The sequence below is a fragment of the Mycobacterium sp. E1747 genome, from assembly GCF_001667775.1.
Classification (GTDB): Bacteria; Actinomycetota; Actinomycetes; order Mycobacteriales; family Mycobacteriaceae; genus Mycobacterium.
The window spans coordinates 1-10,257 of record NZ_LZJI01000226.1 but is presented as its reverse complement, the minus strand read 5'-3'; the positions used below and the strand labels follow the sequence as shown (position 1 = coordinate 10,257).

The window sequence follows — 10,257 nt, the reverse complement described above, 5'->3', positions numbered from 1 at the left end:
ACCTGCAACCGCACCCGGCTGATCCGGCCGAACCCAGGGCGGCCTCCCGGGGTGAGCTCGTAGCCGCAGACCCGGGCCTCCAGCCGGGTGGGCGCCCCCTGCCAGTCGCCGTCGGTGACCAGCACGGTGCACCCCTTGTTGCGGGCCCGCGCCACCACCGCGCGCGCCCGGGTCTGCGGCACCCGGCGCCCGCCCAGGCCGAGGACCACCAGATCCATGCCGTCGACGAGCACCGCGGCCACCTCCACCGGGTCGGTGCCGGGATCCGGTATCACCGCGACCCGGCTCAGATCCGCCCCCATCTCGGCGGCGGCCAGCAGCCCGATGTCCGGCTGGCCGACGATTGCCACGTTGCCGCCCGACGCCGTCACCGCGGCCACCATGGCCAGCAGCAGCGACCGGGCGCCCGAGAGGACCGCCACCGTTCCGCGCGGCAGCGGGACCTGTAGCGCGTCCGCCAACCACTGCGGGAGGTTCAGGTGGGACTCGGACGCCGGCAGCAGGTCGTCCGTCGGAGCCACGGCGCGGGCTGCGGTGCGGGCCCCGGACATCATGGTGCGACCGGACATCTCAGCGATCCGCCGCCGAAGCGATTCCAGCTGCTCAGACCTGGTTTCATAGCGCGGATCGGAGGCAAAAGCCGCGGTCATGACAAGCCTCCCGATCCCCTGATTTTCGAAAGTATGTTCGATCTCTTCCGCAGTAAACACCCGCCCTCTGACAACCGTCAAGCAACACAAGAGGCGGCTTTATGCGCTCGGTACTGGTGTGACATGTGGTCGAGATGTGACACGGATTTCGCTTCGGCGCAGCCCTGGACGCCGAGATTGCCACCACGGCTGTTCTTCTGAACCCGAGTACGACCCTGGCGGCAATTTCGGCGAAAACAGGCATTCGCCGACCACGCCTACTCGACTAATGTTCGATCGGTGGAACGATCCCACGCGCCCAACCCAAGGACCGGACCAAGCCATGGCAGCAGAGCAATTCGGTAAGTATCGATTGCTGCGACTGCTCGCCCAAGGGCGATGCGAGGTCTACGAGGCGGAGCTAGACAACACTCGTCAGCGGGTGGCACTGAAGATCTTCCCGCGACGGGATTCGGTCCCCCCGACCCCCACGCGCATGCAACGCGAGGCGGGCGTGGCGACGCGGGCGCTGACGAACGCGGCAGCGCCGCATTGGGTGTTGATCGACGACGTCGGCGAGATCGACGGGCGCCTATACCTGCAGATGCCCCTCATCGAGGGCATCGATCTGCGCGCGCTGTTGGCCCAGCAGGGACCGCTCACCCCGGCGCGCGCGGTGGCCGTGCTCGGCCAGGTCGCCGCGGCCGTCGACACCGCGCACGCTGCGGGCCTGGTGAGCCGGGAGATCGCGACGGAGAACATCCTCATCGACCGAGATGGCTTCGCCTACTTGCTTTGTCGCCCGTACGCGCCACCGCTGGACCATACGGGTCAACCTGACCACACGTTCCATCTCACCGAAGGATCCGCCGCCCCCGAGGCCTTGACGGGCACGGTCGATGACCACATCCGCGCCGCCACCTATTCGCTGGCGTGCGTCCTATACGAGTGCCTGACCGGTGCGCCGCCTTTTCCCTCCGGCGACGCCAGCCAGCAGGTCATCGGGCATCTGACCAAGGATCCGCCCGAACCCAGCTACGCGAACCCCGCCGTGCCACCCGCGTTCGACGGGGTCATCGCCCGCGGCATGGTGAAGAAGCCGAAGTACCGCTATGCCAGCGGTAAAGCGCTGACCGAGGCCGCCAGCGCCGCGCTGCAATGGCCGGCGGACCCGGTCAGGAAAAACAAACACAAAGCGCGGTGATCCGCAGCCCTACTCCCACTCTATGGTGCCGGGGGGTTTGCTGGTGATGTCGAGCACCACGCGGTTGACCTCGCGGACCTCGTTGGTGATCCGCGTCGAGATGCGCTCCAGCACCTCGTAGGGCACCCTGGTCCAGTCGGCGGTCATGGCGTCCTCGCTGGACACCGGCCGCAACACGATGGGATGCCCGTAGGTGCGGCCATCGCCCTGCACACCGACCGAGCGGACATCGGCCAGCAGCACCACCGGGCACTGCCAGATCAGGTTGTCCAGGCCGGCAGCGGTCAGTTCCTCGCGCGCGATCGAGTCGGCGCGCCGCAGGGTCTCCAACCGCGCCGCGGTGACCTCGCCGACGATCCGGATGCCCAGACCTGGCCCCGGAAAGGGTTGGCGCGCAACGATTTCCTCCGGCAGGCCCAGCTCGCGCCCGACGGCGCGCACCTCATCCTTGAACAGCAGCCGCAACGGCTCGACGAGCCGGAACTTCAGGTCGTCGGGCAGGCCGCCGACGTTGTGGTGGCTCTTGATGTTGGCGGTCCCGCTGCCCCCACCGGATTCCACCACGTCCGGATACAGCGTGCCCTGGACGAGGAACTCGACCTCAGATCCGGTGTCGCTCAGGATGTCCCGCACCGCGCCCTCGAACGCACGGATGAACTGGCGGCCGATGATCTTGCGCTTGCCCTCGGGGTTGGTCACCCCCGACAGCGCCCGCAGGAAGGTGTCCGCGGCGTCGACGGTGACCAGGTTGGCCCCGGTGGCGGCCACGAAGTCGCGCTGCACCTGCGCGCGTTCGCCGGCGCGAAGGAGCCCGTGGTCGACGAAGACGCAGGTCAACCGGTCGCCGATGGCGCGCTGCACCAGTGCGGCGGCCACCGCCGAGTCCACGCCGCCGGACAGCCCGCAGATCGCGTGCCCGCCGCCGATCTGTTCGCGAACCTGCTCGACCAGCGCGCTGGCGATGTTGGCGGGCGTCCACTGGGCGCCCAGCCCGGCGAAGTCGTGCAGGAACCGGCTGAGCACCTGCTGCCCGTGTGGGGTGTGCATGACCTCGGGGTGATACTGCACCCCGGCCAGGCGGCGGCTCCGGTTTTCGAAGGCGGCCACCGTCGCGCCCGCGCTGCTGGCCACCACGTCGAACCCCTCCGGCGCGGCCGTGACCGCGTCACCGTGACTCATCCACACCGGCTGGACGCTGGGCAGCCCCGAATGCAGTTCGCCGCCAACCACTTTCAGCTCGGTACGGCCGTACTCGCTGGTGCCGGTGTGGGCGACCGTCCCGCCCAGCGCCTGCGCCATGGCCTGGAATCCGTAGCAGATGCCGAACACCGGCACACCGAGGTCGAACACCGCCGGATCGAGCTGCGGGGCACCCTCTTCGTAGACGCTGGACGGCCCCCCCGAGAGCACCAGCGCCGACGGCTGCCGGGCCTTGATCTCGTCGATCGAGGCGGTATGCGGGATGACCTCGGAGAAGACCCGCGCCTCCCGGACGCGCCGGGCGATCAGCTGCGCATACTGAGCGCCGAAATCGATGACCAACACGGGGTGCGGCGAGGGGGTTTCCACGCAGCCAGCTTAGTGGCTGCGCCATCACATCAGGTGGGTCGGTTGCACAACGCCGAATCGCATGCCGGCGTAGCGCTTCAGGGCCGCCGGGCTGAAGTACACGTGCTGGTGCGCGGTGTGCAGATCGCGGAAGCAGCGTTGCAGGGGGTGGCCCGCGTGCACCGCGCCCGCCCCGGTCAGGCCGAACGCCGTATCGACCGCCCGCCGCGCCGCACGCATCGCCTGTTGGGCGGCGAGTTGGAAGCCGGCGCGCTGCTGAAGCGACGGTGAATCGCCGGCGCGCGCGGTATCCCACAGGGCGCCGGCCTCGTCCAGGACGAATGCGCGGGCGGCCCGCAAACCCGCGTCGGCACTGGCGAACTCGACTTGCGCAGCGGGGTCCGCGGCGAGGGGCTCAAACGTGCCGGCACGCGTCTTCGTCGGCGCAAGGTCGGCGAATTCGTCGAGCGCGCGTCGCGCAATGCCCAGTGGGACGCCGACGAGCCCGACACCGACGAGTGTGAAGAACGCCAGCCTCCACAACGGTCCGTCCTGGCGGGCCGCCTCGAAGAACGGGCTGATGGTGTGTTCTTCGGCGATGTGAATGCCGCGCGCGACCACGTCGTTGCTGCCGGTGGCGCGCAAGCCCAGGACGTCCCAGTCGTCGACGATTTCGGCGTCCGCGCGCGGGAAGAACCCCAGGCGCCAGTCCGGCCCGCGATCGGAGATCATGCGCGGGGCGTCGCCGTCGAAGACGAACATCCCGGCCAGCATCCATTCGGCGTGGCGGCAACCGCTGGCGAACGGCCACCGGCCGTCGACGCCGAACCTTCCGTCGCCATCGGGGGCGGCGCGCCCGGTGGGGGCGAACACCGTCGCCGCGAGGAAGTCGGCGTCCGGGCCGAACAGCGCTGTGGCGGCGGCGGGTTCGAGCCAGGCAGTGAACGCGGGCGCGCCGGCACCGATGGCCGCGACCCAACCGGCCGAGCCGTCGGCACGCGCGAACTCCTCGATCATCTCGATGAACTCGACTGGGGCCACTTCGAATCCGCCGAGCGAGCGCGGTTGCACGGCACGGAAGACACCGGCGGCACGCAGCCGCTCGACCAGGTCGATCGGCAACGTGCCCAGCGCCTCGGCCTCGGCGGCGCGCCGCGTGATTTCGGGCGCCAGCGCGCGGGCGACCTCGGCTGGATGAGCGCCGTCCGAAAGACCGACGGCGTGGCCTGTTGCAATTGTCATGTCGAGCTCCACACTTTTGATACAGTGAGCTGTAATAGATACAGGAGCATGTACTTAATTATGGAATCTGTCAAGGGCCAGCCCCCGCCTCGCCGATACGACTCGACGCGTCGCAGACAGCAGGCGCAGCACAACCGGCGCGCGGTGCTGGTGGCCGCCCGTCGGCGCTTCCTGGCGCAGGGATACGCGGCGACGACGCTCGCCGAGATCGCGCGCGACGCCGCCGTGTCCGTCGAAACGGTGTACAAGACGTTCGCTACCAAGGCCGGCGTGCTGAAAGCGCTCTTCGATGTGTCGGTCGCCGGCGACGACGAGCCGATCCCGATGGTCGAGCGCGACGCGATCCAGAAGGTCCGCGACGCCCCCGATGCCGCCCGCAAGCTGGAGATCTACGCCAAGCACCTGGCCGCCACCATGCCGCGCAGCGCGCCGATCCAGCTCCTGGCGCGCGATGGCGCCGCGGTGTCACCGGACGCCGCGGACGTCTGGAAGCAGATCCGGCAGGAAACGCTGGACGCCATGACGATGTTCGCTTCCGCTCTGGCGCAGACGGGACAGCTGCGCGTCAGCGCCAATCAAGCGCGCGACGTCCTGTGGACATATCACGCACCGGAGCTTTACGAGCTGCTCGTCCTGGAACGCGGTTGGTCGGCCGCCCGGTACGGCAAATTCATCGCGCGGGCATGGATCGACGCCCTGCTCGAAGAGTGAGCCCTACAACGCGAATACCTGACGCACCGCGCTGACGGTCTGCGGGTCGCCTTCGAAGGCGATGCGCCGCAACGCCGCCTTGCGCTTGGCTTCGCTCGCGCCGAGGCGGGCGGTCACCAGGTCCGCCGCGCCGGCGGTGATCGTCACCGACGGTTCGCCGCGGGCCCCCGCCAGGCGCCCTTGCGTCACCGCGAAGTCGAAGCGCCGGCCATCGATCTCGACCCGGCAGGTGGCCTCCAAACCCGCGGCCCTACCCGAGTCGAAGCCGAGCAGGATCCCGGCCAGAAATCCGTTGAGCGGCGATGCCGGCTCGCCCTCGACCGGGCCCAGACGATCCAGTCCGAACCACGCGACGCTCCGCAACACGGGCAACACCCGCTGCCAGCCCATGTCACTGAGGGTGTAGACGGTCCGCCCGATCGGGGCGGGTAGATCGGAGCGATCGACGAGCCCGGCGTCCTGCAGTTCCTTGAGCCGCTCGGCCAACAAATTCGTTGCGATACCGGGCAATTCGGCGCGCAAGTCACTGTAGCGGCGCGCTCCACCGACCAGCTCGCGCAGGATCAGCAGCGTCCACCGCTCGCCCAGCACGTCGAGCCCGAGTGCAATCGGGCAGTTCTGGTTGTAGGTCCTGCGGGTCGCCACCACGCCAGCCTAGTCACTGTTAGACGCCTTTTTCAATTTAATACTTGATTTTATTGTCTAGCGACTTTATGGTCACGTCTATGCGCCTCGCAACCCGTGTCAGGAACCACCCGATCGCCGCGCTCGCCGTCATCTGCCTCGGCGTCTTCGTGATCAGCGTCGACGCCACCATTGTCAACGTCGCGATACCCACGTTGTCGCGCGAACTCGGCGCCGACACGGCCCAGCTGCAGTGGATCGTCGACGCCTACACGCTGGTGATGTCCGGCCTGCTGCTCTCGGCGGGCAGCCTGTCCGACCGGTACGGCCGGCGCGGGTGGCTCAACTCCGGACTCGCGCTGTTTGCGCTCACCTCCGCGGTTGCGGCACAGGCGGATTCGGCCGGCGCCCTGATCGCGGCCCGCGCCGCCATGGGCGTGGGTGCGGCGGTGATCTTTCCGACCACGCTGGGGCTGATCACCAACATCTTCACCGACGCCACGGCGCGCGCCAAGGCGATCGGGCTGTGGGCGGCGATGGTGGGCGTGGGGGTGGCCGTGGGACCGATCAGCGGGGGCTGGCTGCTCGAACACTTCTGGTGGGGCTCGATCTTCATGGTGAACATCCCGATCGCCGCCGTGGCCATCGTTGGCGGAATCCTGTTCGTGCCGACCTCGCGCGACCCGGCCGCCCCGCGCATCGACGTCCCCGGGCTGGTCCTGTCCGCCGCTGGGATCACAACCCTGGTCTACACGGTCATCCAGGCGCCCACCTGGGGATGGACCAACGGCCGCACCGCGGCCGGATTCGCCTTTGCGGCAACGCTGCTCGCCGCGTTCGCGCTGTGGGAGCGGCGCACCACCCATCCGATGCTTGACGTCTCGGTGTTCGTCAACCGCCGGTTCTCCGGCGGCAGCCTGGCGGTGACCGCCGGCTTCCTGACGTTGTTCGGGTTCATCTTCGTCATCACCCAGTACTTCCAATTCATCAAGGACTACACCGCCTTTCAGAGCGGGGTGCGCCTGCTTCCGGTCGCCGCCTCGATCGCGCTGGCCAGCGTCGGCGCGCCCCGGCTGGTGGAACGAATCGGCACCACGGCCGTCGTCGCGTCCGGTCTGACCGTGTTCGCCGCCGGACTGGCCTGGGCGTCCACGGCGGACGCCGCCACACCCTATGACCAGATCGCCATGCAGATGCTGTTGCTCGGCGGCGGCCTCGGCCTGACCGTTTCCCCGGCCACCGAGGCGATCATGGGCTCGCTGTCGGTCGACAAGGCCGGCGTCGGTTCGGCGGTCAACGACACGACGCGCGAACTCGGCGGCACGCTCGGGGTGGCCATCGCCGGCAGCATCTTCGCGTCGGTGTACTCCGGACATCTTGAGGCGGCCGCGTTGACCGGATTGCCGGTCGAGGCGATGCGGCGCTCGATGGCGGTGGCGCACAGCGTGATCGGGCGGCTGCCTATCCAACAGGCGGGCCCGGTCCGTGCCGTCGTCGATCGCGCATTCCTCGACGGTCTGCGGGTGAGCTCGCTGGCATGCGCCGGCATCGCGCTGGGCGCCGCGATCGTCGTGGCCTGGCTCCTGCCGGCGCGTCAAACCGAGAGGGAGATGCCATGAACGGCAGCACGTATGTCCTCGGCCACGCCGACGCGGAGGTGCGGCGGCTCATTCTGCAGAGCCGGCTTTACAACGACCACACCGAGCACGCATTGCGGCTCGCCGGCCTGCGCCCCGGCATGCGGGTGCTCGATATCGGCAGCGGACCCGGTGACGTCTCGTTCGTCGCCGCCCGGCTGGTCGGCCCGGCCGGCAGCGTCCTCGGGGCGGACGTCGCGCCTGGGATGGTCGAGCTCGCCCGCGCCCGCGCCGCCGAACAGGGTGTGTCCACAGTACGTTTCGTCCACTCGGCAATCGACGCGATCGAGCTGGACGAGCCCGTCGACGCGGTCGTCGGCCGGTTGATCCTCATGCACCTGCCCGATCCGGCGGCCGCGCTGCGCCGGCTCAGCTCGTTCGTGCGGCCCGGCGGCGTGATCGCGTTCTCCGAGAACGACATTGCAGCCGCGCGCAGCGTACCGGAGATTCCGCTGTTCAGTCAGGTGATATCGGGCATCGTGCGGGCCTTCGAGGCCATGGGCCTGTCCGCGCGGTTCGGCACCACGCTGCACACGATCTTCGCCGACGCCGGACTGGGCTCACCGCGGCTGACCGTCGGCGCCCCGATCGGCACGGCCGCCGACGCCGACATCCTGGCGTACGGCGCGGAAGTCTGGCGGCTGGTCTCCCCCATCGCCCAACAGGGTGGGTTCGCCATTGACGAGGTCGCCGACGTCGATAACTTCGTGCCGCGCTTCCGCGACCAGGCGCTCGCGGCCGATGCCCTCATCACGATGCCGCCCATCATCACGGCATGGGTGCGGAAATGACCGACATGATCGAGCAGCAGTATTCGACCGGCCTGTCGCGCGACAACATCGAGCGTGCACTGCGCTCCGCCGGGATGGACCTCGACCACCTCGCGCCCGCCGGCCTGGCGATGCTGGAGGACTTCCACACCATGGGCCGCATCGCCACCGCACAGCTGGTAAACCTCGTCGGGGTCGCCCATGAAAGCAGAGTGCTCGACGCCGGCAGCGGGGTAGGCGGCACCGCCCGCTACGTCGCCGACCGTTACGGCTGCGAGGTCACGGCCGTCGACCTCACCGACGAATACTGCGAAACGAACCGCTGGCTCAACCGCCTGGTCGGCCTCGACGCCCTGATATCGGTGCACCGGGCAGACGTCACCGAACTGCCCTTTCCCGACGCCATTTTCGACGTCGCCATCAGCCAGCACGTCCAGATGAACATCGCCGCAAAGGCGCGCCTGTACGCCGAGGCGCGCCGCGTGCTCAGGGACGGCGGGCGGCTTGCCCTGTGGGACATCACGGTTGGAGACGGCCGCAAGCTCGACTATCCGCTGCCGTGGGCGGACCGACCCGAGAACAGCCACCTGGTTACTCCCGACGAACTGTGCGCCGCTGTCGAATCCGCCGGTTTCGCCGTCGACCGCTGGAACGACCTCACCGACCCGGCCGCCGCGGTCATGCAGGCCATCCTGACCCAGCCCGCCGGCCCGCTGGGCCTGCACGCCTTTGTCACCGACTTCGACCGCAAGGCCGAAAACCTGACCCGGGCCCTGGCCGACGGGCGCCTGCGCGCCATCCAGGCGGTGTGCGAACGGTGAAAACCATGGCGCTCAATGATATTCCGCACAAACGCTACACGCTGGCGTGGAGCTGGGGCCGCGGCGAAGTCAGGTTCCTGCGGCGGTCGGACGGCTCCCGATTGCGCTACTTCACGGCGGGAACCGGCCCACCGCTCGTGCTGCTGCACACCGTCCGCACGCAGCTGGACTACTTCCAGCGGGTGGTGCCGGCACTGTGGGATGACTTCACCGTGTACGCGCTGGACCTGCCCGGCATGGGCTGGTCCGACGTCGTGCCGAGCGCCCGGTACGGAAAACCCGAATTACGCGGCGCCGTCGTCGAATTCGTCAGGACTCTGGACCTTCGCAACGTCACGCTGGCGGGCGAGTCAATGGGCGGCGCTCTGGCGCTGCTGTCCTCGATCGAACTGACGGACCGGGTGAGCGGCGTGATCGCCTTCAACCCCTACGACTACCCGGGCGGCCTCGAGCGCGGCAACTGGTTTGCCCGTGTGATCGGGACGGGCGTCCGGCTGCCCGGATCCGGACCGCTCTTCGCCGCGCTCGAGAATCGCCTTATCCTGCGCGGCGTACTGCGGGGCGGTTTGGCCGACGGCGGCGCGTTGCCAAGCGACCTCCTCGTCGAACTCCGTCGCAGCGGCCGCCGTCGCGGCTACCCCAGAGTGAATCGGGCCATCATGCGCGTCCTCCCCGGCCTCATCGACGCGAAAACCCGCTACCCGCAGGTGAAGACGCCGGTCACGCTGGTCTACGGCGAGCATGATTGGTCGCGGCCCGCGGAGCGCGACCACGTAGCCCGCCTGCCGGGCGCCCGGCCCGTCACGGTGAGCGACGCGGGTCACTTCTCGGCCCTCGAACGCCCCGCCGAGGTGGTGCGCATCATCCGGCACGCCCGGCGGCCATGAGCTGGTCACGCAGCCCAACTTGGGTTTGGTTGTCGCCGCAAACCCAAGGCGCGATGTCAGCGGCTCCGGCGAACGAAAACCTTTACGCCCCAACCTAGTTGGTGTTAGGTGGTGGTTGGGGTTGGAAGGGGTCGTACCACCACCAGTCGGCGCGTTCGCCGAGGGGCCCGGGCCATGGTGGGAC

At 69.0% G+C, this 10,257-nt stretch carries 11 protein-coding genes; 6 read left to right on the top strand and 5 right to left on the bottom strand.

What is annotated here, in order from left to right:
* Positions 1–650 (bottom strand): hypothetical protein (locus tag A5695_RS23960; protein ID WP_068088296.1); only part of this gene is annotated, 650 nt, incomplete at its 3' end.
* 322 nt (positions 651–972) lie between these two features.
* On the opposite strand from A5695_RS23960, the gene A5695_RS23955 reads away from it, so the two are divergent.
* Positions 973–1,833, top strand: a complete 861-nt coding sequence (locus A5695_RS23955; RefSeq protein ID WP_197515603.1) for a serine/threonine-protein kinase — start codon at positions 973–975, stop codon at positions 1,831–1,833.
* 9 nt (positions 1,834–1,842) lie between these two features.
* On the opposite strand, the gene guaA is transcribed toward A5695_RS23955, so the two are convergent.
* Both guaA and A5695_RS23945 read right to left on the bottom strand, forming a co-directional pair.
* Complete coding sequence (gene guaA / locus A5695_RS23950) at positions 1,843–3,402, bottom strand: glutamine-hydrolyzing GMP synthase (protein WP_068088291.1); 1,560 nt, start codon at positions 3,400–3,402, stop codon at positions 1,843–1,845.
* A 24-nt stretch (positions 3,403–3,426) separates the two neighbouring features.
* Complete coding sequence (locus tag A5695_RS23945; protein WP_068088305.1) at positions 3,427–4,623, bottom strand: acyl-CoA dehydrogenase family protein; 1,197 nt, start codon at positions 4,621–4,623, stop codon at positions 3,427–3,429.
* Between the two features lie 60 nt (positions 4,624–4,683).
* Here A5695_RS23945 and A5695_RS23940 point away from each other — a divergent pair, with 60 nt between their 5' ends.
* On the top strand, positions 4,684–5,334 hold the full coding sequence (locus A5695_RS23940; protein ID WP_068088288.1) for a TetR/AcrR family transcriptional regulator: 651 nt from the start codon (positions 4,684–4,686) through the stop codon (positions 5,332–5,334).
* A gap of 3 nt (positions 5,335–5,337) precedes the next feature.
* On the opposite strand, the gene A5695_RS23935 is transcribed toward A5695_RS23940, so the two are convergent.
* On the bottom strand, positions 5,338–5,979 hold the full coding sequence (locus tag A5695_RS23935; RefSeq protein WP_068088302.1) for a helix-turn-helix domain-containing protein: 642 nt from the start codon (positions 5,977–5,979) through the stop codon (positions 5,338–5,340).
* Positions 5,980–6,059: 80 nt separating this feature from the next.
* On the opposite strand from A5695_RS23935, the gene A5695_RS23930 reads away from it, so the two are divergent.
* From A5695_RS23930 to A5695_RS23915, 4 genes are read left to right on the top strand one after another with little or no spacing between them, the layout of a single operon-like run.
* Entirely contained in the window at positions 6,060–7,577 is a 1,518-nt protein-coding gene (locus A5695_RS23930) for an MFS transporter (RefSeq protein WP_068088285.1), read from the top strand.
* Complete coding sequence (locus tag A5695_RS23925) at positions 7,574–8,386, top strand: class I SAM-dependent methyltransferase (protein WP_068088281.1); 813 nt, start codon at positions 7,574–7,576, stop codon at positions 8,384–8,386. Before A5695_RS23930 ends, A5695_RS23925 begins: the two co-directional genes overlap by 4 nt.
* Positions 8,371–9,186: a class I SAM-dependent methyltransferase gene (locus tag A5695_RS23920; RefSeq protein ID WP_231974958.1), complete on the top strand. Its 816-nt coding sequence runs from the start codon at positions 8,371–8,373 to the stop codon at positions 9,184–9,186. The genes A5695_RS23925 and A5695_RS23920 overlap by 16 nt, the downstream gene beginning before the upstream one ends.
* 5 nt (positions 9,187–9,191) lie before the next feature.
* Positions 9,192–10,073, top strand: coding sequence for an alpha/beta fold hydrolase (locus A5695_RS23915; protein ID WP_068088299.1), 882 nt, complete (start codon positions 9,192–9,194; stop codon positions 10,071–10,073).
* A 94-nt stretch (positions 10,074–10,167) separates the two neighbouring features.
* Here the strand turns inward: A5695_RS23915 and A5695_RS29920 are convergent.
* Positions 10,168–10,257, bottom strand: a 90-nt coding sequence (locus A5695_RS29920; RefSeq protein ID WP_231974959.1) for a hypothetical protein, incomplete at its 5' end; no start/stop codon positions are given.

Coding starts and splice junctions, on each gene's coding strand:
- A5695_RS23955 (WP_197515603.1), top strand. CDS start 973: ATGGCAGCAGAGCAATTCGGTAAGTATCGATTGCTGCGACTGCTCGCC.
- A5695_RS23945 (WP_068088305.1), bottom strand. CDS start 4,623: ATGACAATTGCAACAGGCCACGCCGTCGGTCTTTCGGACGGCGCTCAT.
- A5695_RS23940 (WP_068088288.1), top strand. CDS start 4,684: ATGGAATCTGTCAAGGGCCAGCCCCCGCCTCGCCGATACGACTCGACG.
- A5695_RS23930 (WP_068088285.1), top strand. CDS start 6,060: ATGCGCCTCGCAACCCGTGTCAGGAACCACCCGATCGCCGCGCTCGCC.
- A5695_RS23925 (WP_068088281.1), top strand. CDS start 7,574: ATGAACGGCAGCACGTATGTCCTCGGCCACGCCGACGCGGAGGTGCGG.
- A5695_RS23920 (WP_231974958.1), top strand. CDS start 8,371: ATGGGTGCGGAAATGACCGACATGATCGAGCAGCAGTATTCGACCGGC.
- A5695_RS23915 (WP_068088299.1), top strand. CDS start 9,192: ATGGCGCTCAATGATATTCCGCACAAACGCTACACGCTGGCGTGGAGC.